Source organism: Paracoccus liaowanqingii (assembly GCF_004683865.2).
In the GTDB taxonomy this organism is placed as follows: Bacteria; Pseudomonadota; Alphaproteobacteria; order Rhodobacterales; family Rhodobacteraceae; genus Paracoccus; species Paracoccus liaowanqingii.
This window is the reverse complement of record NZ_CP038439.1, coordinates 876928-898041: the sequence shown is the minus strand read 5'-3', so window position 1 is coordinate 898041 and position 21114 is coordinate 876928. Positions and strand designations below refer to the sequence as shown.

Sequence of the window (21114 nt, the reverse complement as noted above, 5' to 3'; positions counted from 1 at the left end):
GCAATTTTTATGGTTCTGGCATGATGAAGGGGCGGCCCCGAAGGGCCGCCCCGGTCAGGCGTGGATCACTCGACCCAGCCCTGTTCGCGATAGTAGCGCTCGGCGCCCGGATGCAGGGGCGCGCTGTTGCCGTCGGCCACCATCTCTTCGGGTTCCAGCGTCGCGAAGGCCGGGTGCAGGCCCTTGAAGCGGTCGAAGTTGTCGAAGACCGCCTTGACGACCTGATAGACGGTTTCCTCGGGCACGGCGGCCGAGGTCACCATGGTCGCCTTGACGCCGAAGGTCTCGGTGTCCTCGTCGTTGTTGGCATACATCCCGCCGGGGATGATCGCCTTGGCATAGAACGGGTTGTCCGCGACCAGCGTGTCGATCGCCTCGCCCGAGACGCTGACGATCGTGGCGTCCACCGTCGAGGTGGCCTCCTGGATCGAGCCGTTGGGATGGCCCACGGTATAGCTGATCGCATCCACCTGATTGTCGCCCAAGGCCGCCGACTGTTCCGCCGGGCGCAGTTCCGAGGACAGGGCGAAATCGTCCATGCTCATGCCCATGGCGTCCAGCACGACCTCGAAGGTGCCGCGCGATCCCGAGCCGGGATTGCCCACGTTCACGCGCTTGCCGACCAGATCCTCGAAGGTCTCGATGCCGCTGTCGGCGCGGGCCACGACCGTGAAAGGCTCGGGATGGACGGCGAAGACGGCGCGCAGATCCTCGAAGGGCTCGCCCTCGTAGTCCGAGCTGCCGTTATAGGCGTGGTACTGCCAGTCGGACTGGGCCACGCCCATCGTCATGCCGCCGGCCTTGATCTGGTTGATGTTGTCGATGGACCCGCCGGTGGCGGGGGCGGTGCAGCGCAGGCCGGTCTCGGCGGTTTCGCGGTTCACGAGGCGGCAGATCGACTGGCCGACGACATAATAGACGCCCGTCTGTCCGCCGGTGCCGATGGTGATGAACTGTTCCTCCTGCGCCATCAGCGGCGTCGCGGCCAGCGCGAAGGCGGTGCTCAGCAGGATCGGTTTGAGTTTGCTCATGCGGCGTCTCCCTGTAGCATGTGGGCGGCGCGCGGACATGACCTGCCCCCGCCCCGCAAGATACCGTTAAGGTTAAAGACATCGGCCCGAAAGGCAAGCCTGACAGGTACGGTTCAGCACACCGCGGCCCTACGCAACCGGGGCGGGTGCCGACAGGGCGCCGTCGCCCAGCTGGCAGGCAACGGCAGCGCGCAGTCGGGGCAGCAGGTCGGTTTCGAACCACGGATTGGCGCGCAGCCAGCCGGTGTTGCGCCAGCTGGGATGGGGCAGCGGAAAGACCGTCGGGGCATGCGCCCGCCAGTCGCGCACCGTGTCGGTGACGTTGCGCGCCCCCAGATGCCAGCGCATCGCATGCCCGCCGACCAGCAGCGTCAGACGCTGCTGCAGCTGCGCCATCACCGGGGCGCGCCAGGTGGCGGCGCAGATGGCGGGCGGCGGCAGGTCCCCGCCCTTGGCGTCGTAGCCCGGAAAGCAGAAGGCCATCGGCACGATCGCCACCCGCGACAGGTCGTAGAACTGCGCCTCGGTCACGCCCATCCAGTCCCGCAGCCGGTCGCCCGAGCGGTCGGTGAAGGGCCGCCCGCTGGCATGGACCCGCGCGCCCGGCGCCTGGCCCACGATCAGCACCCGCGCATCGGGGCGGAACCACACGACGGGGCGGGGCGCATGGCGCGTCGCGGTCAGCGCGAAGCGGTTGCGGCACAGGCGGCAGGTGCCGATCTGCGCGGCAAGCGGAGGCGTGGGTGAGCTCATCGGTCACATCTAGACACAATTTGCCGTGTTTTAAGTCTGGTCGGATGGCGATTTCCGGGGTTCCATGGCAAGGCTGGACAGCCGGACCCTGCGGGCCTAATGTCGCCGCGGCAGTCTGGCCCCCCGGCATGGCACGCCTTGTGCCTGAATTAACGATTGCAAAGCAACCTCATGCTTGAATTTGACAGCGTCTCCAAGTCGTTCTGGACCGGCCGGCAGCACAAGATCATTCTCGATCGTGCCTCCTTCCAGGTCGAGCTGGGCAATTCCCTGGGCATCCTCGCGCCCAACGGGACCGGCAAGACGACGATCATCAACATGATGTGCGGGCTGGAGAAGCCCGACGAGGGCAAGGTCCGGCGCGAATGCCGCATCTCGTTTCCCCTGGGCTTCATGGGCGGGCTGGTCAACCGCCACAGCGGCAACGAGAACGCCCGCTACATCGCCCGGATCTACGGGCTGGACCCCGACTACGTCTCGGCCTTCACGCGCTGGCTCTGCGACATCCACGAATATTTCGACATGCCGGTCGGCACCTATTCGGCGGGCATGAAGCAGCGTTTCAACTTCTCGCTGCTGCTGGCGCTGGATTTCGACATCTACCTGATCGACGAGGGCATGCCGCAGACCACGGATGCCGAATTCAACCGCCGGGCCGGACGCGTCCTGTTCGAGCGGTTGCAGACCTCGACCGTGGTCATCGTGTCCCACCAGCCCGGCACGATCGAGAAATTCTGCAACCGCGCGGCGATCCTGCGCGACGGCAAACTGTACATGTTCGAGTCCCTCGACGAGGCCAAGCAATATTATGACTACACCGCCTAAAGCCCGCCGCTATCATGCGTCCCCGTCGGATTCGGTCGCGGCGCGCCCGTCGCCCCGTCCGGCCGATCCCGCCCCCGAGATGCCGCCCAAGCGCGCGCGGCTGGAGGTGACGCCGCGTCCCACGGCCGCGCCCGGCCCCCGTTCTGCCAATGCGGGCACGCCGCCTCAGGACAGCGATGCCGGTCGCATGGACCGCTTCCTGTCCACCGGGCCGGTCGATGACGGCTTCGGCGATTTCCGCATGACCCGCCCGGCCAAGGCCGACGCCCAGCCCCAGCCCAGCCCCGCCGCTGCCGAGGCACCCGCCGAGGGGGAGGACCTGGAGGCGAAGCTGGAGGCCATCCGGGCCGAGAAGCTGACCGACCGGCAGCTGCGCATCGCCCGCCGCATCGCCACGCTGCACCAGATCGAGGTCAACTCGGGCGAGGAGGCCGTGCTGCGGCTGCGCGAGCGGGGCATCGACCCCTCCCATCGCGGCGCGGTGGGCAGCATCCTGTCCTCCGAGGGCAGCCGCGTGCTGTCCGCCCCCGTGGCCAATCCCCCGGCCCTGCGCGCCGGCCTACCCACGATCATGCCGAACAATCCCCCGGCGACGCGGCCCGAGATGCCCTCGCGCGAGGACCTGACCGAAGAGAAGCGCGCCGCCGAGATCTACCGCATCCAGCGCGATCTGGCGCGCCGCCGCCGCCGCCGCATGGCGATGCTGGCCGCGCGGCTGATCGCCTTCGTGCTGATCCCGACCGTGCTGGTCGGATGGTATTATTTCCGCGTCGCCTCGCCGCTCTATGCGACGGTGTCGCAGTTCCAGATCCAGTCCGCGGATGGCGGCGGGGCCGGCATGGGCGGCATCGGCGCGGCCCTGGGCGGCGTCGGCACCAACACGGACGCGGTGGCGGTGCAAAGCTATCTGACCTCGCGCGACGCGATGCTGCGGCTGGACGGGGATCTGGGCTTCCGCCAGGCCTTCCAGGATCCCGGCGTCGATCCGATCAAGCGCCTGCCCGAGAATGCCACGAACGAGGCGACCTTCAGCCTGTATCAGGACAGCGTCAAGATCGGCTACGACCCGACCGAGGGCGTGCTGGACATGGAGGTGATCGCCCCCGACCCGGCCCTGAGCGAGCAGTTCTCGCGGGCGCTGATCTCTTATGCCGAGGAACTGGTCGACGCGCTGACCTCGCGCATGCGCGAGGACCAGATGGAGGGCGCGCGCGAGACCTACGAGGACGCCGAGGCCAAGATGCTGGAGGCCCAGATGCGCGTGCAGGAGCTGCAGGAACAGATGGGCGTGCTGGATCCCCTGGCCGAAAGCGGCGTGGTCATGGGCCAGGTCTCGGCACTTGAGGCGCAGCTGACTGAGAAGCAGCTGGAACTGGGGCAGCTGCTGGCCAACCCCTCGCCGGTGCAGAGCCGCGTCACCGCCGTGCGCGGCGACATCGAGCGGCTGCGCGAGATCATCGCCGAAACCCGCCTGGACCTGACGACGGGCAGCGACTCGCGCCGCTCGCTGGCCGCCATCGGCGCCGAGATGCGCGTGGCCGAGGCCAACCTGCTGACCCGGCAGGAGATGCTGGCCGCCGCCGCCGGCCAGATGGAGGCCGCCCGGATCGAGGCGAACAAGCAGGTCCGCTACCTGTCGCTGTCCATCGCCCCGATCCCGCCGGACGAGGCGACCTATCCCAAGGCCTTCCAGAACACGCTGGTGGCCTTCCTTGTCTTCGCGGGCATCTATCTGATGCTGTCGCTGACGGCCTCGATCCTGCGCGAGCAGGTGTCGACATGACCGCCGCCCGCCACGTCCCGATTGGCGCGGTCACCTGCGGCAACGACCTGCCGCTGACCGTCATCGCCGGCCCCTGCCAGCTGGAGAGCCTGGACCACGCGATGATGATCGCGGAAACCATGGCAAAGGTCTGCGCCGATGCCGGGGCGTCCTTCGTCTTCAAGGCCAGCTTCGACAAGGCAAACCGCACCTCGCTGTCGGGCAAGCGGGGCCTGGGCATCGACGAGGGCCTGCAGATCCTGGCCACCGTCCGCGAGCGGCTTGGCTGTCCGGTGCTGACCGACATCCATGATGCCGAGCAGGCGGTGCGCGCGGCCGAGGTGGTGGATGTCATCCAGATCCCGGCCTTCCTCTGCCGCCAGACCGACCTGCTGCTGACGGCGGGCCGCACCGGCGCGGTCGTGAACATCAAGAAGGGCCAGTTCCTGGCCCCCTGGGACATGCCCAACGTGGCGCAGAAGGTCGCCTCGACCGGGAACGAGAACATCCTGCTGACCGAGCGGGGGGCCAGCTTCGGCTACAACACGCTGGTGGCCGACATGCGGTCGCTGCCGATCATGGCGCGCACCGGCTATCCGGTGATCATGGACGCCACCCATTCGGTCCAGCAGCCGGGCGGTCAGGGCGGCAGCTCGGGCGGGCAGCGCGAATTCGCGCCGGTCATGGCGCGGGCCGCCGTGGCGCTTGGCGTGGCCGGCGTCTTTATCGAGACGCACGAGGATCCCGACCGTGCCCCCTCGGACGGGCCGAACATGATCCCGCTGGACCGGATGGCGGCGCTGGTCGCCTCGCTGATGGCCTTCGACCGTCTGGCAAAGGCCGACCCGCTGCCCGCATGATCCGCGCGCTTCTGATCCTGTGCCTGCTGGCAGTGGCGGCCCCCGCCGGTGCCCAGGCCCCCGAGGCGCATTCGCCCCAGACCCCGGTGGGCGCGATCTCGACCCGCGACGACCGGGCCACCGATCTGGCGATCCTCACCCGCATCTCCAGCATCCTGGCGCAGGTGCCGCAGTTCGACGGCGTGCGCGTGCAGGTCGATGCGGGCATCGTCACCTTGGACGGCGAGGTGGCCGAACAGCAGACCGTCGACCGGCTGCAGGCGCTGCTGGCCCGCGTCGAGGGCGTCGTCGCGATCGAGAACGGGGTGATCCTGTCCACCGACCTTGGCACGCGGCTGGAGACGGTGCGCGACCGCGCCCAATCGCGCCTGACGCAGCTGGTCGCGGGCCTGCCCTTCATGGCGCTTGGGCTGGGGGTGGGCGCGCTGATCGTCCTGGCCGGGGGCTGGCTGTCGCGGCGCCAGCGCACCCTGTCGGGCATCGCCCCCAATCCCTTCATCGCGGGCTTTCTGGCGCAGACGATCCGGCTGGTGGCCTGGATCGTGGCGCTGGTCGTGGCGCTGGACCTGATGGGCGCGCGGGCGCTGCTGGGCACGCTGCTGGGGGCGGCGGGCATCTTCGGCCTGTCGCTGTCCTTCGCGGCGCGCGACACGATCGAGGGGGTGGTGGCGACCATGCTGCTGTCGCTGCGCCAGCCCTTCAACCCCAACGACCTGATCGAGGTGAACGGGCTGCGCGGCCGGGTGATCCGCCTGACCAGCCGGGGCACGACGCTGCTGACGCTGGACGGCAACCACATCCGCATCCCGAACCAGATCATCTACAAGGCCGTGCTGACCAACTATACCCGCAACCCCGAACGCCGCTTCATGGTCGATCTGACCATCGACCCGACCGCCGATCTGGGCCGGGCGCGCGACGTGGTGCTGAAGTCGCTCAAAGGCATGACCTTCGTCCTCGATCGCCCAGAGCCGGTGGCTTGGCTGGATGCCAGCGGCCCCGAGCATGTGGTGATCCGCGCCGGGGGCTGGGTGTCGCAGGACGGCACCGATTTCGACCTGGCGCGGGGCGAGGCGTTCCGGCTGATGCGCCATGCGCTGGATGCCAAGGGCTATCTGCTGCCCGAGCCCGTCCACCGCATCCGCATCGAGGACAGCCAAGCCGAACAGTCCCGCCCGGCCCCGGCCCGGCCCGCCGACAGCCGCCTGTCCGACGCCGCCTCGGACGCGGCCTTCGAGGAGATGGTCGAACGCGGGCGCATCGATGACGGGCGCGACCTGCTCAGCCCCACCCCGCGCAGCTAGAACGCGGGGCCAAGGGCACGGCGTCTAGGGCGCCCGGGCGGCGGCATCCGCCGAGGCCCAGGCCCATTGGAAATTGTAGCCGCCCAGCCAGCCGGTCACATCCACGCATTCGCCGATGAAGGACAGCCCCGGCACCTCGCGCGCCTGCAGCGTCTTCGCGTCCAGATCGCGCGTGTCCACGCCGCCCAGGGTCACCTCGGCGGTGCGATAGCCCTCGGTCCCCACGGGGCGCACCTGCCAGCGGTTCACGCGCGCGCCAAGCGCCTCCAGCCGGGCATTGGGCTGGTCGGCCAGCCGGGCCTGCGCCAGCCCCGCCTCGGCCACCACCGCCTGCGCCAGGCGCTCGGGCAGCAGCTGCGCCAGCACGGTGGCGACCTGCGCCTTACCGCGGCTGCCGCGCGCGGCCTTGAGGTCGGCGGCGATGTCGCGCCCGGGGGCCAGGTCGATGGTCAGCACCTCTCCGGCCCGCCAGAAGCTGGAGATCTGCAGGATCGCCGGACCGCTGAGGCCCCGATGCGTGAACAGCAGCGCGTCGTGGAAGCCGCCGCCGCCATGCGCGATCCGCGCCTCGACCGACAGGCCCGCCAAGGGACGGCACAGCGCCAGGTCCTGCTCGGCGAAGGTCAGGGGCACCAGCGCCGGGCGCGTCTCGACCATCCGCAGGCCGAATTGCGCGGCCAGGTCATAGGCGAGCCCGGTCGCCCCGATCTTGGGGATCGACTTGCCCCCGGTGGCCACCACCACCCGCGGCGCGGCGATCGCCCCGCCCGGGGTCTTGATGACGAAGCTCTCGGCCTGCCGGTCCACCCGTTCGATTGCAGTGCCAAGGCGCAGCTCGGCGCCGCGCATCCGGTCCAGCAGCATGTCGGTGATCTGCGTGGCCTTGCCGTCGCAGAACAGCTGGCCCTGCGTCTTCTCGTGCCAGGTGATCCCGGCGCGGTCGACCAGATCGACGAAGGCGCCCGGCGCATAGCGCGCCAGCGCGCTGGCCGCGAAGCGCGGGTTGCCCGACAGGAAGCGGTCCGGCCCGGTGGCGAGGTTGGTGAAGTTGCACCGCCCCCCGCCCGAGATCCGGATCTTTTCCGCCGGCACCCGCGCATGGTCCAGCACCAGCACACGCCGCCCCTGCGCCAGGGCCGATCCCGCGCAGAACAACCCGGCCGCCCCGGCCCCCAGAATGACAAGATCCGCATGTTCCATGGGGGCGGGATAGCGAAGCGCGCCGCCCAGGGCAAGATTTCTGCATTTTCCGCCTTGCACCCGTCTGCACCCTTGGGTAATCACCCCCACAGTTGGGGCGTGGCCAAGTGGTAAGGCATCGGTTTTTGGTACCGTGTACCGTAGGTTCGAATCCTACCGCCCCAGCCAATTTCTTCCAGAGCATTGATCCGGAACGCCAATCGCTCTTTCGGGGCAATTGGTGCATATGTCGCCCTGCTGCGACATATCGGCGATGCCCGGAACTGCGGGATCGCGGCCCGGCTTGGGTCTGGACAGCGCGGCGCACTGCCGGACCAGCTGCCCGAGGACCGGAGGAAAGAATGTTCGACATCCATACCGAAGCCTATCTTCGCCGTACCCAAGCCGTCGCCCGACCTGCGCAAAGCGACCACAGGCTGCCCGTGGCCATCGCCAGCGGCATGGCGCCGTGCCTTGCGCTGCTGCTGGCCCTGACCTGACGTAAGCTGACCTGACCTGACCGGCATCGACCGGGCGCCGTGACACGAAAAAGGGCGGACCGTGCGGTCCGCCCTTTGGCATTGTCAGCCGTGACCGGCGGCCTTATGGGCACCTCGAAGAATTGCCTGACCCGTCTTGCTGCGGTATGAGTGAGGGTGATCGGCGGCTTGGATTTTGACGATGGCGCAGTTGGGATTCTTTGATCTTTTGGACCGCTACGCGAGCCTGGACGCCAAGAGGGACCCACTGGTCGAGATCGACGTTGTCGTGCCGTGGGATGAGTTCCGCCCGACGCTGGAGCGTGTCTGGCGCAAGCCGGATGCAGAGCGCAAGTCACGTGCCGGGCGCAAACCCATGGATGCCGTGCTGATGTTCAAGACACTGGTGCTGGGCGCGCTTTACAACCTGTCCGACGACCAGATCGAGTATCAGGTGCGCGACCGTCTGTCGGCCAGGACGGTTTCTGGGCCTGGAGCTCGAGGACCGGGTGCCCGATGCCAAGACGGTCTGGCTCTATCGCGAGGCGTTGGCGCAGGCAGGCCTGGTGGAGACGCTGTTCAAGCAGTTCGACAGCTATCTGGCGCGACAGGGTTACATCGCGCGGGGCGGGCAGATCCTCGATGCCTCTATTGTCCCGGTGCCGCGCAACCATAATGCGCGTGATGAAAACAAGGCGATCAAGAACGGTGAGGTGCCCGAAGACTGGGCCGACAAGCCCGCCAAGCGGTCACAGAAGGACGTTGATGCGCGTTGGACCAAGAAGCACGGGAAATCCCATTACGGCTACAAGAACCATGTGAACATGGACAGCAAGCACAAGCTGGTGCGGCGTTACCATGTCAGCGATGCGGCCCTGCACGATAGCCAGGCGGTGGACCACCTGCTGATGCGGGGCAATACCGGCGCGGGGGTCTGGGCTGATCCCGCCTATCGGTCCGAGGAGATGGAGGCCAGGCTGCGCGCCTTGAAGCTGAAGAGCCACATCCACCGCAAGGGCATGCGCGGCAAGCCGTTGACCGAACAGGCTAAGGGGAGCAATCGGACCAAATCCTCGGTGCGTGCGCGGGTCGAGCATATCTTTGGCGCGCAAGCCAACGACATGGGCGGCACGCTGGTGCGCACGATCGGCATGGTGCGGGCAAAGGCCAAGATCGGGATGAAGAACATGGCTTACAACATGCGGCGCCTTGGTCAGCTGCGCCGCCTGAACCCGTGCCCGGCCTGACCCCGGGGCACGGCAATCAGGCCAAGAGGCAGGAAACGCCGCGCGTGGCAGGCGCAGCACCGAAGACCACACAGCACGCAAGGACGCCGACGGGTGACATCATCCCTGCCTCAAGCCGCCCAACCTGTTATTCGAGGCCGGAAAGCGCAAAAATCGAGGTGCCCTTTAGTCTGCCTGACCGCGCGACAGGGTGGCGGGCGTCACCATCTTGCGCTGCCACAAGAACAGCCCCACGGCGACCGACAGGCCGATGATGTCGCTGACCCAGCCCACCGAGATCATCGACAGCGCCGCGCCGATCAGCACGATCCGCATCACCACCCCGGCATGGCCGAAGAAGTAGCCGATGACCCCCGCCGACAGCAGGAACATCCCCAGAAGCGCCGTCGCGGTGGCATGGATGATGTCCACCGTCTCGCCCTGCATCAGCAGCTCGTGCGAGCCGAAGAACATGAAGGGCACGATGAAGGCGGCCAGGCCCAGCTTGAAGGCCTCGACGCTGGTCTTCATCGGGTCCGACCCCGACAGAGCCGCCCCCGCATAGGCGGCCAGCGCCACCGGCGGCGTGATGGCCGACATCACCGCATAGTAGAAGACGAAGAAATGCGCGACCAGCACCGGCACCCCGAGCGAGATCAGCCCCGGGGCCACGACCGCCGCCGCCACCGCATAGGCCGCCGTGGTGGGCATGCCCATGCCGAGGATGATCGAGATGCACATGGCGAAGAACATCGCCAGGTACTGGTTCTGGTCCGCGATGGTCAGCAGCAGCGACGAGAAGCGCGCGCCCACCCCGGTCAGGGCGATGACGCCCACGATGATGCCCGCCGCCGCACAGACGGCGACCAGCTGGATGGACATCTTGGCGCCCATCTCCAGCGCCTGGAAGATGCGCTTGGGGCCCATGCGGTGCGGCGTCAGCCAGCTGACCATCATCGCCGAGACCATGCCCATCGCACCCGCCCGGATCACCGAATAGCCCGCGAACAGGGTGTAGATCAGGATGATGATCGGCAGGAACAGGTAGACCTGCTTGATCAGGTCGCCAAAGCGGGGCAGTTCGGACCGGGGCAGGCCCTTCATGTCCAGCTTGAGCGCTTGCAGGTCGACCATGAAATAGACCGACACGAAGTACAGAAGCGCCGGGATGATCGCGGCCACGACGATGTCGGTATAGGGGATGCCCGTCACCTCGGCCATGATGAAGGCGCCCGCGCCCATGATCGGCGGCAGGATCTGCCCGCCCGACGATGCCGTGGCCTCGATCGCGGCCGAGGATTTGGGCGAATAGCCCACTTTCTTCATCAGCGGGATGGTCAGCGACCCGGTGGAGACGACATTGCCCGCCGAGGTGCCGTTGATCATGCCCATCAGGCCCGAGGCAAAGACCGCCACCTTGGCAGGTCCCCCCCGCGCCTGACCGGCGCAGGCAAAGGCGAAGTTGACGAAATAGTCGCCCACCTTCGACGCCTGCAGGAAGGCCGCGAAGACGATGAACAGGATGATATAGGTCGAGCTGACCGCGATCGGATCGCCCAGCACGCCCTGGTCGGTGAAGATGTAGGTGAAGAACCGCGTGGCGGTGTAGCCGCGATGGTTCAGGAAGCCCGGCAGCCACGGCCCGAGGAAGCTGTAGGCGATGAAGACGCCGACGATCACCACCAGCGCCAGGCCCGTCAGGCGGCGCGTCAGCTCCAGGATCAGCAGGATGCCGGTCAGCGCGGCCCACAGGTCGCCCGGCTGCGCCATGCCCGTGCCGGCCCGCATCCTGAGCGCGCCCACCACGAACAGGATGTAGCCCAGCACCGCGATGGCCGAGAGGCACAAGAGCAGGTCGGCGGGATAGATCCGCGCCCGGTCGCGCGACGAATGGCGCCAGGCGGCGACGATGGCGGCCACCGTGCCGATGACCAGAGGCAAGCCGTAGGTGCGGAACCCGAAGGCCGGCGGCAGCGCCACGCCCGCCAGCCACCAGGCGCCCCAGGCATAGGCGATGATGACGAAGCCGTAGCCGATGCCGATCGCGGCCACCCCCAGCAGCGCCAGCTCGGCCGGGCCGCGCCGTTCCTCGGCCGGGGCATCGCTGGTCTGGCTGAGCGCCGAATAGGTCAGGAAGCCGATCACCAGACCCCCGCAGAGGTGGATCATCCGATAAGCCCAGGTTTCAAGCGGATAGAGGACCATGACCACCAGGTGAAAGATGGTGTAGGCGGCGCAGAGGACCGCGATCAGCAGCCCGGTGCGGGCGCGGGGATCGCGCTGGTTGGAGGCCATCGGTTCGTCGTCGACGCCTTGCGCCAGGACGGGGCCGGTGCCTGCCGCGGATGCAGCATCAACAGACATGGGGAATTCTCCGTCGGCGGGGCTGGCGCTGCCGAAGGACAGGCGCCCGGGTCGACCGTGAGGGGACAGGGAAAAGGGGTCCGGGGGCCGCGCGGGGCCCCCGGGGATCGCGGATCAGCCGCGCAGGTCGGCGGGGATCTCGATGCCCGCCTCGTCGAAATAGCGCAGGGCGCCGGGATGGTAGGGCAGGAAGGTGTTCTTGTCGGCGTTCTCCGGGATGGTCTCGGCCGAGGTGGCGTGGATGGTCATCATCGCCTCGTTGTTCTCCATCACCATCTTGGTGATCTCGTAGGCGAGGCTTTCGGGCATGTCCTGATGCGCGACCGCAAAGTTCCACATGGCGACGGTGCCGTGGCCCTCGGGGAAGCCCTGATACATGCCGCCCGGCACCTCGAAGGCCGCCACTTCGGGCATCGCCTCCAGGATCTGGGCGCGCTGTTCCTCGGTGAAGCCGAAGATGTTGACGGGGTTTTCCGCCGCGATCTGCGCGAAGGCCGAGATCGGCACGCCCGCCGCGAAGGCGAAAGCGTCGATCAGGCCGTCCTTGACCTGGCCCGTCGCGTCATTGGCGCCCGAATAGCTGATCGTCGCCTCGATCCCCAGGGTCTCGAAGAAGCGCGGCCAGTAGGTCGCCGCCGTGCCGCCCGCCGGGCCGACCGAGACGCGCTTGCCGGCCATGTCGGTCACGTCCGCGATGCCCGAGGATTGCAGCGCGACCGCCTCGAACGGGGTCTGGTACATCGGGAACAGCGCGCGCAGCGCGGCATGCTCGACGCCCGGCGCCAGTTCGCTGTTGCCGGTCCAGGCCTCGTAGGCGGGGCCCATGGTGACGAGGCCCACCTGGTGGTCGCCGGTCTCGACCAGGGTGGCGTTCTGCACCGGGCCGCCGGTGACCTCGGCCGAGGCGTTCACGCCCAGGTTCTGGTTGATCAGGCCGGCAAGGCCGGTGCCGTAGATGAAATAGGTGCCGCCCTGGCTGGCGGTGCCGATGGTTAGGCTGGACGGCCAGTCGGCGCGGTCCTCTTGCGCAAGGGCGGGGGTCAGGGTGAAGGCGGTGGCGGCCGCGACGGTGGCGACGGTCAGGAAACGCATCGAAATCCTCCCAGATTTGAGCCGGCGCCGCAGGGTCCGGGACCCCGGGCTGCCGGATGGCGTGCCTTGTCCTTAGGCGCCGCCATGCTTGCCGCGCAATGCCGCCATGCACCTCGCGCGCCGGAAAAACGCGTCGGCCGCGGTCGGATGGGTGGATTCGGTAACATCGGCGGAATGGGATGGGTGGATTTCCGCCCATCACGGGTCGGCCTCGTCCCCCGCATCGCTGTAGAGCGACTTGTCGATCCGGTATTTCTGCATCTTTTCATAGAGCGACTTCCGCGACAGGCCCAGCTGTTCGTAGACGGGCTTCAGCCGCCCGCCCTGCGCGGCCAGCGTCGCCACGATCACGTCGCGCTCGAACCCCGCGACCCGGTGGGCCAGGCGCATCTGGTCGGGGCCGCGATCCTCGGCGGGTTGCAGGGCGATGCCAAGCGCGTGGCGGTCGGCGGCGTTGCGCAATTCGCGCACATTTCCGGGCCATGCGCGCTCCACGATTTCGGCCAGAAGCTGCGGGGGGATGGCCACGGCGGCGCGGCGGTGGCGGGCGGCGGCCTCCTGCACCAGCTTGATGAACAGCAGCTGGATGTCCTCGCGCCGCGCCGACAGGGGCGGCACGGTCAGCGTCACCACGTTCAGCCGATAGAGAAGGTCGGCCCGGAACCGGCCCGCCGCCACCTCGTCCTCCAGCGGCTGGCGCGAGGTCGCGAGGAACCGCACGTCCAGCACCCGGTCCTCGTTCGACCCGAGCGGCGAGATCACCCGGTCCTGCACCACGCGCAAGAGCTTGCCCTGCACGTCCCAGGGCATGGACCCGATCTCGTCCAGAAGGATGGTGCCGCCGCGGGCATGTTCGAACTTGCCATAGCGGGGGCGCAGCGCGCCGGGAAAGGCGCCCGCCTCGTGGCCGAACAGTTCCGATTCGATCAGGGCGGCGGGCAGGGCCGCGCAGTCGATGGCGACGAAGGGACGGCGCGCGCGGGGCGACAGGTCGTGCAGCGCGCGGGCCACGATCTCCTTGCCGGTGCCGGTCTCGCCCACGATCAGCACGTCGGCTTCGGTCGGGCCGATGGTGCGCAGACGGCGGCGCAGGTCGATCATCACGTTCGACCGCCCGACCAGCCGCGTCTCCAGATCGTCGGCCTGCCCCGCCGCCGCCCGCAGCACGCGGTTTTCCAGCACGATCCGGCGATACTCCATCGCGCGGGCGGCGATCTCGGCCAGCTGCTGCCCGTCGAAGGGCTTTTCGACGAAGTCATAGGCGCCCTGCCGCATGGCGCGCACCGCCAGCTGGATGTCGCCATGCCCGGTCACCAGGATCACCGGGATGTCGGCGTCGATCTCGTGGATGCGGCTCATCAGGGTCATGCCGTCCATGCCGGGCATCCGGATGTCGGTCACGACGATCCCGTCGAAGCCGAAGCCCACCCGTTCCAGCGCGGACTGGGCATCCGCCATGTCGTCGACCTCGAACCCCTCCAGATCCAGCCCCTGCGCGGTCGACAGGCGCATGTCGGCCTCGTCGTCGACCAGCACGATCCGCCCCGCGCTCATGACGACACCTCGGCGCGCGGCAGGTCGATCTGGAAGGCCGCGCCCCCGGGCTGGCGCAGCAGGCGCAGCTCGCCGCCGAAATCCTTGACGATGTTGAACGAGATCGACAGCCCCAGCCCCAGCCCGGCCCCCACCCCCTTGGTCGAGAAGAACGGATCGAAGATCCGGTCGTCCAGCCCCTCGGGGATGCCCGGCCCATTGTCCGAGACGGTCAGCACGACCCGCCCCGGCCCGGCCTCGGCGCGCAGGCGGATGACGGCGTCCTCCTGCCCCTCCAGCGCATCCAGCGCGTTGGACAGCAGGTTGACGATCACCTGCTGGAACCGCACCGGGCCCGCCCGCACCAGCAGGGGGCCGGGCGGCAGGTCGACGTCCAGCGTCACCGGGCGCTTGCCGATGCGCCAGGCGATCACCTCCAGCGCGTCGCGCAGCACATCGTGCAGGTCCACGTCGGACAGGGCGGCATTGGGCTTGCGGGCGAAGTTGCGCAGGGTGCGGCCGATCTCGGTCATGCGGTCGGTCAGGGACAGGATGCGGGTGACGTTCTGGCGCGCGTCCGGCACCCGGTCGCGGTCCAGATAGGTCAGCGCATTGGCCGCGAAGTTGCGCACCGCCCCCAAGGGCTGGCTGAGTTCGTGCGACAGCGCCGCCGACATCTGGCCGAGCGCCGCCAGCTTGGCCGATTGCACCAGATGGCGCTGCGTGCGGCGCAGCTCGGCCTCGGTCGCGCGGCGTTCCTCGACCTCGGCGCCAAGGCGGGCGTTGACCTCGGCCAGTTCGGCGGTGCGGGCGGCGACGCGCCCCTCCAGCTGGGCCTGCGCCTCGGCCTGGATCGACAGGCGTTCGCGCAGACGCGCCCGGCGCTGCGCCCAGGCCATCAGCCCCGCAGGACCCGCCCAGAGGATCAGCATTCCCGCGACCGAGGCCATCAGCGCCTGCCGCCGCGCGGGCGCCGTGTCCAGCAGCACCTGCACCGTCCAGCCCGCCTCGGGCATCGCCTCGGCCACGGTCACGAACTCGCGCCGCGCACCGGGGCGGTCCAGACGCAGCATCCGGTGCCCGCCCACCTCGCCCGCCGGCTGCAGGGGCAGCATGTCCAGCGGCTCGTCGTCATAGCGGCGGGTCGCGGCGATGCGGGCGCGGGCCGCGTCCGTCAGCGGCGCCAGGGACCGGAACTGCCAGTCGCGACGGCTGGCCAGAAAGACGATCCCCTCGCTGTCGGTCACGATCATCTCGTATTCGGCGGCCCGCCAGCTGTCCTCGATGGCGTCCACGTCGACCTTCAGCGCCAGCACGCCCAGCACCCGCCCCCGGTCCCGCACCGCCGCCCCGAAGTAGTAGCCCCGCTTGCCCGAGGTGGTGCCAAGCGCGAAGAACCGCCCCTGCCCGCCCGCCAGCGCATCCGCGAAATAGGGCCGGTAATCAAACACCTCGCCCACGAAGCTGAGCGACTGGTCGAAATTGCTGGCCGCCACCGTGCGCCCGTCCGGCGTCATGATATAGGCGTCCGACAGGCCCATCAGCTGGGCCACATGGCGCAGATACAGGTTGGCGGCGGCGATGTCGGCGCGGCCCGGATCGGGGCGCAGCGCCGCCGTCAGGACGGGCGCGCGCGACATCAGGTCGGGCAGGCGTTCGTGGCGCGCAAGCTCGCCGCGCAGGCCCGAGACGGCGAGGCGCAGGATGTTCTCGCCCTGCGGGACCGTGGCGATGATCGACCGCGTGGCCAGCCAGCCATTCGCCTGCACCAGCATCGCCCATCCGATGACCGCCAGGAAGGCGATGGCCGCCGCCCGCCGCCGGTGCCGCGCCAAGGGCCTGCCGAAGCCCGCGGCCCAGGGGCGCTGCCGCAGGTCGCGGTCCGTGCCCCGCCGGGGGCCGATCGACTCTGTCGCCTGCTCCACGCGGGGCCTCCTGTCCTGCCGGTCGGCATCTTCCCCCGGTGCGGGCGCCGGGGCAAGCCCGCCCGTGCCTCTTGCCGCAGCGGGGCGGGCATGGGACTGATTGGCGGGACCGGGGGACCGAAGGGGGCAAGACCATGAGCGAGAAGACGGATCTGCCGCAGCTGGCAGCGCGGTTGCGGGATCTGGCACGGGGCCCCGCGCGGCGGATGGTGGCGCTGGCCGGCCCCCCGGGCGCGGGCAAGAGCCACGTGACCGAGGCGCTGCTGCGCGAGGTTCCAGGCGCGGCGCTGCTGCCGATGGACGGCTATCACCTGGATGACGGGCTTCTGTCGGCGCGGGGCGATCTGGCGCGCAAGGGGGCGCCGCAGACCTTCGATCTGGACGGCTTCGCCGCGATGCTGAACCGGCTGGCGCGCGACGACGGCCGCACCGTGCTGGTCCCCGTCTTCGACCGCAACCTTGAGATCAGCCGCGCCGCCGCGCGCGAGATCCCCCCGCAGGCGCGGCTGATCCTGGTCGAGGGGAACTATCTTCTGCTGGACCGCCCCGGCTGGCGCGATCTGGCGCCGCATTTCGCGCTGACGGTCATGCTGCAGGTCGCCCGCCCGGTGCTGGAGGCGCGGCTGACCGCCCGCTGGCGCGCCCTGCCCGCCGATCAGGCGCAGGCCAAGGTGATGCAGAACGACCTGCCCAATGTCGATCTGGTGCTGGGCGCCAGCCGCGCGGCCGACCTGATCCTGCCCAACGGCTAGGCCGCCTTGCGGCGCCGCGCGATCTCGTAGGCGATGGCGCCGATGACGGTGGCGACGATGATGATCAGCGCCAGCGCGTTCACCGCCGGCGTCAGGCCGGTGCGGACCTTGGTGGCGATGAAGACGGTCAGGGGCGTCTCGAACCCGCGCACGAAGAGGGTCGTGTTGTAGTTCTCGATCGATTGCAGCACCGCAAGGCCGCCAGATGCCAGCAGCGCGGGGCGCAGAAAGGGCAGCAGCACCCGGCGGAACACCATCATGCGCGAGGCGCCCAGGCCCAGGGCGGCCTCCTCCTGCGTGCGGTCGAAGCGTTGCAGCCGCGCCATCACCATCAGCATCACATAGCTGATGATGAAGGTCGATTGCGCCAGCACGATCAGGAAGATCCCGCCGCCCACGCCCAGCTGCCGCCACAGGATCAGGGTGGAAATGCCGATCACCACCCCCGGCGTCAGCAGCGGCGAGACCATGACCGCATAAGCCACGCCGCGCGCCCGGGCATGCAGCGAGGTCAGGACCAGCGCCGCCGCCGTGCCCACCGGCACCACGATCGCCACCACCGCCACCGCGATCAGCACCGAGGTCCACAGCGACCGCCACATGGCTGCGTCCGCCCACATGGCCGAGAACCATTCCAGCGTGGTGCCCTGCCACGGGATCACGGTCGGAAAGCGGCTTTCGTTGAAGGCCGCCGCCCCCATGATGACCAGCGGCGCGAACAGGTACAGCACGAAGACGCCCAGATAGAGGGCCATCATCGCGCGCAGGATGCTTTCGGCCCTCATTTCGCCACATCCGTCAGGTTGACACGCACCAGCTTCAGCGTGACCAGCACGACGGCCAGGCACAGGACCAGCAGCACCAGCGCATAGGCCGCGCCGCGGTTCCAGTCGCCGCCCTCGAAGAACCAGTTGTAGATGATCTCGGTGAACCAGCGGCTGCCGGGGCTGCCCAGCAGCGCGGGCGCGACATAGGATCCCGCCGCCAGCATGAAGGTGAAGACGAAGCCCGTGGCGATGCCCGCCTTCGCATGGGGGATCACCACCCGGGCATGGATGCGCCAGGTGGGCGCGCCCAGGTCGCGCGCGGCCTCGATCTGCGCCTTCTCCAGGCTTTCGATGGCATTGTAGATCGGCAGCAGCATGAACAGGATATAGGCATAGACCATCGCCGCCAGCACGCCGCCGTCGCCCTGCCAGCGGATCGGCGCGTCGATCAGGCCGATGTTCATCAGCACGGCGTTCAGCGGGCCGCGATAGGCCAGGATGATGAACCAGGCCAGCGTGCGCAGCACCTCGTTGATGAAGAAGGGGATGATGATCAGCAGCATCGCCACCGCCAGCTGCCCCGTCGTGGCGCGCTGCGCCAGCCAGAAGGCGATGGGATAGCAGACGAGGAAGGTCACCCCGGCCACCAGCGCGCTGGCCCAGATGGTCTTGAAGAAGATCGCCCGGTGCGTCGGCTCTCCGGCCAGATAGAGGATGTTGGACAGCGAGTAGACATCGTCCGGCCCGCCGAGCGCCTGCGGCGGCAGGTTCGGGCGCAGGGCATAGTCGATCATCATCAGGTTCGGGGCCAGCACCATGCCCGCCAGCCAGAAGACCACCAGCGTCACGAAGATCGTCGACAGCCCCGGCCCGAAGCGGTTCTTCAGGTCACCCATCGCCCAGCACCACCGCATGCCCGGGCGCAAAGCCGAAGGTGGCGCGGCTGCCGGGTTCGGGCGCCTCGGCCAGACGGGTGCTGGGGACCGAAGCCGCCAGCGCCTCGCCGCCGTCGAAGCGGCCGTGGACGAGGGCGAAGGAGCCCTCGAAATCCACCCGCTCGATCCCGGCGGTCAGGCTGTTTTCCGTGCCGCCGGGCATCAGCGCCTCGGGGCGGATATAGATGGTGCCGGGCTGGCCCGGCAGCGCGCCCTGCCCCGCGCGCCCGGTCAGGGACCCGAGCGCCGTGTCGATGCGCGCATGGCCGTCCTGCACCTGGGCGATGCGGCCCGGGATGGCGTTCGTCTCGCCCACGAAGCGGGCGACGAAGGGGGTGGCGGGGTTGTCGTAGAGCGCGCGCGGGCTGGCGACCTGCTGCAGCAGCCCGTTCGACATGACGGCCACGCGGTCGGACATGGCCAGCGCCTCGGACTGGTCGTGGGTGATGTAGATGAAGGTGACGCCGGTGCGCTTCTGCAGGGCGCGCAGCTCGGCCCGCATGTGCTGGCGCAGCTTCAGGTCCAGCGCCGATAGGGGCTCGTCCAGCAGCAGGACGCCGGGTTCCACCGCCAGCGCGCGGGCGATGGCCACGCGCTGGCGCTGGCCGCCCGACAATTCGCCCGGCATCCGGTCGCCATAGCCCTCCAGCGCGATCAAGCGCAGCAGGTCGTCGGCCTTGGCGCGGCGTTCGGGGCGCGACATGCCCCGCGCCTCGAGGCCGAAGGCGATGTTGTCGCGCACCGACATCAGCGGGAACAGCGCCAGCGACTGGAAGATCATCGCGGTCGGGCGCTGGTCGGGGCCCAGGCCCGCCATGTCCCGCTCGCCGATCAGCACGTGACCCTCGGTCGGTTCGATGAAGCCCGCGATCATGCGCAGGATCGTGGTCTTGCCGCAACCCGAGGGGCCGAGGATCGAGAAGAACTCTCCGGCCGCGACCTTGAAGGTCACGTCGCTGACGGCGCGGGTGGTGCCGAAGGTCATGCCGATCCCGGCCAGTTCCACGGAATGGGACATCGTCTCTCCAAAGACAAGGGGGCGCCCGTCGGGGGCGCCCCGCCAAGGGGTCAGGCCGACAGGAAGCGGTCCTGATATTCGTTGCGCTTGGTCACATACCAGCTTTCCTGGATCGGCCACCACCACAGCTTGTCCAGGGCATCCTCCGGATAGGCGGCGGCGAAGAAGGCCCGCGCCTCGTCCGAGATCAGCTGGTCCGACCCCACCGCGGTCGAGTTGATCGAGGTCGCGTTGGTGTACATCGCGCCCGCCTCGGGGGTCAGGAACCAGTTGATGAAGGCATAGGCCTCGTCCAGGTTCTCGGCGCCCGTGGGGATCGACAGGCCCTCCATCCAGGCCAGCGCGCCCTCGCGCGGCGCGATGAAGCCGATGGGCAGCCCCTCGCGCGCCAGCGTCGCTGCGGTCGAATCCCAGGTCTGGCCGACATTGGCTCCATTGACGCGGAAGGCGCCCTGCGCCTCGTTCTCGTTGTTCCAGAACTGGATGACGTTGCCCTTGCGTTCGACGGCCTCGGCCAGGATCACGTCGAAGATCTCGGTCTGCGCCTCGGGCGAGGTGAAGGCGTCCAGCAGCGGGCGCGGCAGACGGCCCTCGGCCTCCAGCCACAGGCCTAGGCCGATCAGCGCGGAATGGGCGCGCACGGTGGCCTGCGCCCCGTCATTCCAGATGTCGCCATAGGAGGCCGTGCCATAGTCCAGCGGGCGCTGGTCGCGGTCGAAGGCCACCGCCTCGGTGCCCCAGTCGGTCGGCACCTGATAGCGGGCCCCGTCCACCACGGCGCCCAGGTTGACCGAGTTCTCCCACGCGCTCGGCAGCACGCGGGCGACCTCGACGCGGGCCTCGTCGATGGGCTGGACCAGCCCGAACTCGACATAGTTCGGCACGCGGTCCACGGTCGGCCAGATCAGGTCGAAGCCCGCGCCGTTGTTGGCGCGCAGCTGGTTGAGCAGCTCGTCATTGGTGCCGTAGGGGGTGAAGTTCGGGGTGATCCCGGTGGCCTCGGTGAAGGCGGCCAGGATCTCGTCGTTCAGGTAACCGGCCCAGGCAAAGATGTTCACCGTGCCCGCACCCTGCGCCATCGCGCGCCGGGCGAGGTAGGGCGAGGCCAGCGTCACCCCGGCGGTGGCCGCAGCCCCGCGCAGCAGGCCGCGTCGGTCGATCCGTGTCATCTTGGTGATCCTCCATGTTCATGTCGTCAGCCGCAATCCGGTAACCGATTGCCGTGTCAGTGAAATGACAGCGCCGCCGGTGCGGTCCCGCGCGGCAGGTTAGACCGCAGGGGCGATTTCGCAAAGTCTCTTTCTGGCCG

17 protein-coding genes, 1 tRNA gene and 1 pseudogene are annotated in these 21114 nt (G+C 69.0%); 8 read left to right on the top strand and 11 right to left on the bottom strand.

Going from position 1 to position 21114, the window contains the following annotated elements; all coding sequences use genetic code 11:
- Positions 1-65: 65 nt before the first annotated feature.
- The gene (locus E4191_RS04280; RefSeq protein WP_135312302.1) at positions 66-1031 is read right to left on the bottom strand and encodes a TAXI family TRAP transporter solute-binding subunit; all 966 of its coding nucleotides are present in this window, start codon (positions 1029-1031) and stop codon (positions 66-68) included.
- A 129-nt stretch (positions 1032-1160) separates the two neighbouring features.
- The gene (locus E4191_RS04275; protein ID WP_135312301.1) at positions 1161-1784 is read right to left on the bottom strand and encodes a uracil-DNA glycosylase family protein; all 624 of its coding nucleotides are present in this window, start codon (positions 1782-1784) and stop codon (positions 1161-1163) included.
- Between the two features lie 171 nt (positions 1785-1955).
- Between E4191_RS04275 and E4191_RS04270 the strand changes: the two genes are divergently transcribed.
- Genes E4191_RS04270 through E4191_RS04255 form a run of 4 tightly spaced genes read left to right on the top strand, consistent with a single transcriptional unit; the run spans position 1956 to position 6535 of the window.
- On the top strand, positions 1956-2609 hold the full coding sequence (locus tag E4191_RS04270) for an ABC transporter ATP-binding protein (RefSeq protein WP_135312300.1): 654 nt from the start codon (positions 1956-1958) through the stop codon (positions 2607-2609).
- A complete protein-coding gene (locus E4191_RS04265; protein WP_135312299.1) occupies positions 2593-4392 on the top strand; it encodes a capsule biosynthesis protein in 1800 nt (599 codons plus the stop codon). Before E4191_RS04270 ends, E4191_RS04265 begins: the two co-directional genes overlap by 17 nt.
- Entirely contained in the window at positions 4389-5231 is an 843-nt protein-coding gene (kdsA, locus tag E4191_RS04260) for a 3-deoxy-8-phosphooctulonate synthase (protein ID WP_135312298.1), read from the top strand. The genes E4191_RS04265 and kdsA overlap by 4 nt, the downstream gene beginning before the upstream one ends.
- Complete coding sequence (locus E4191_RS04255) at positions 5228-6535, top strand: mechanosensitive ion channel family protein (protein ID WP_135312297.1); 1308 nt, start codon at positions 5228-5230, stop codon at positions 6533-6535. The genes kdsA and E4191_RS04255 overlap by 4 nt, the downstream gene beginning before the upstream one ends.
- A gap of 24 nt (positions 6536-6559) precedes the next feature.
- Here the strand turns inward: E4191_RS04255 and E4191_RS04250 are convergent, their stop codons facing one another.
- Entirely contained in the window at positions 6560-7735 is a 1176-nt protein-coding gene (locus tag E4191_RS04250; protein WP_135312296.1) for a BaiN/RdsA family NAD(P)/FAD-dependent oxidoreductase, read from the bottom strand.
- 93 nt (positions 7736-7828) lie between these two features.
- On the opposite strand from E4191_RS04250, the gene E4191_RS04245 reads away from it, so the two are divergent.
- The 3 genes and pseudogenes from E4191_RS04245 (at position 7829) to E4191_RS04240 (ending at position 9440) form a co-directional block, all read left to right on the top strand.
- Positions 7829-7903, top strand: a tRNA-Gln gene (locus E4191_RS04245).
- 173 nt (positions 7904-8076) lie between these two features.
- Complete coding sequence (locus E4191_RS23635) at positions 8077-8214, top strand: hypothetical protein (RefSeq protein WP_176562626.1); 138 nt, start codon at positions 8077-8079, stop codon at positions 8212-8214.
- 181 nt (positions 8215-8395) lie between these two features.
- Positions 8396-9440 (top strand): annotated as a pseudogene (locus E4191_RS04240) (IS5 family transposase).
- Between the two features lie 165 nt (positions 9441-9605).
- Here the strand turns inward: E4191_RS04240 and E4191_RS04235 are convergent.
- From E4191_RS04235 to E4191_RS04220, 4 genes are all read right to left on the bottom strand, one after another.
- Positions 9606-11783 (bottom strand): TRAP transporter permease, encoded by a 2178-nt coding sequence (locus tag E4191_RS04235; RefSeq protein ID WP_135312295.1) that lies wholly within the window; start codon positions 11781-11783, stop codon positions 9606-9608.
- 114 nt (positions 11784-11897) lie between these two features.
- Entirely contained in the window at positions 11898-12875 is a 978-nt protein-coding gene (locus E4191_RS04230) for a TAXI family TRAP transporter solute-binding subunit (RefSeq protein WP_135312294.1), read from the bottom strand.
- 198 nt (positions 12876-13073) lie between these two features.
- A complete protein-coding gene (locus E4191_RS04225) occupies positions 13074-14429 on the bottom strand; it encodes a sigma-54-dependent transcriptional regulator (protein WP_135312293.1) in 1356 nt (451 codons plus the stop codon).
- Entirely contained in the window at positions 14426-16333 is a 1908-nt protein-coding gene (locus tag E4191_RS04220) for a sensor histidine kinase (protein ID WP_228461530.1), read from the bottom strand. Before E4191_RS04220 ends, E4191_RS04225 begins: the two co-directional genes overlap by 4 nt.
- A 134-nt stretch (positions 16334-16467) precedes the next feature.
- Here E4191_RS04220 and E4191_RS04215 point away from each other — a divergent pair, with 134 nt between their 5' ends.
- Complete coding sequence (locus E4191_RS04215) at positions 16468-17085, top strand: nucleoside/nucleotide kinase family protein (protein ID WP_135312292.1); 618 nt, start codon at positions 16468-16470, stop codon at positions 17083-17085.
- On the opposite strand, the gene E4191_RS04210 is transcribed toward E4191_RS04215, so the two are convergent.
- The 4 genes from E4191_RS04210 to E4191_RS04195 are packed head-to-tail and all read right to left on the bottom strand — an operon-like array spanning position 17082 to position 20974.
- Complete coding sequence (locus tag E4191_RS04210) at positions 17082-17870, bottom strand: ABC transporter permease (RefSeq protein WP_135312291.1); 789 nt, start codon at positions 17868-17870, stop codon at positions 17082-17084. The two genes, E4191_RS04215 and E4191_RS04210, sit on opposite strands and share 4 nt — an antisense overlap.
- Complete coding sequence (locus E4191_RS04205) at positions 17867-18748, bottom strand: ABC transporter permease (RefSeq protein WP_135312290.1); 882 nt, start codon at positions 18746-18748, stop codon at positions 17867-17869. Before E4191_RS04205 ends, E4191_RS04210 begins: the two co-directional genes overlap by 4 nt.
- On the bottom strand, positions 18741-19805 hold the full coding sequence (locus E4191_RS04200) for an ABC transporter ATP-binding protein (RefSeq protein ID WP_135312289.1): 1065 nt from the start codon (positions 19803-19805) through the stop codon (positions 18741-18743). Before E4191_RS04200 ends, E4191_RS04205 begins: the two co-directional genes overlap by 8 nt.
- A gap of 50 nt (positions 19806-19855) precedes the next feature.
- Positions 19856-20974, bottom strand: a complete 1119-nt coding sequence (locus tag E4191_RS04195) for an extracellular solute-binding protein (protein ID WP_135312288.1) — start codon at positions 20972-20974, stop codon at positions 19856-19858.
- Between the last annotated feature and the right edge of the window lie 140 nt (positions 20975-21114).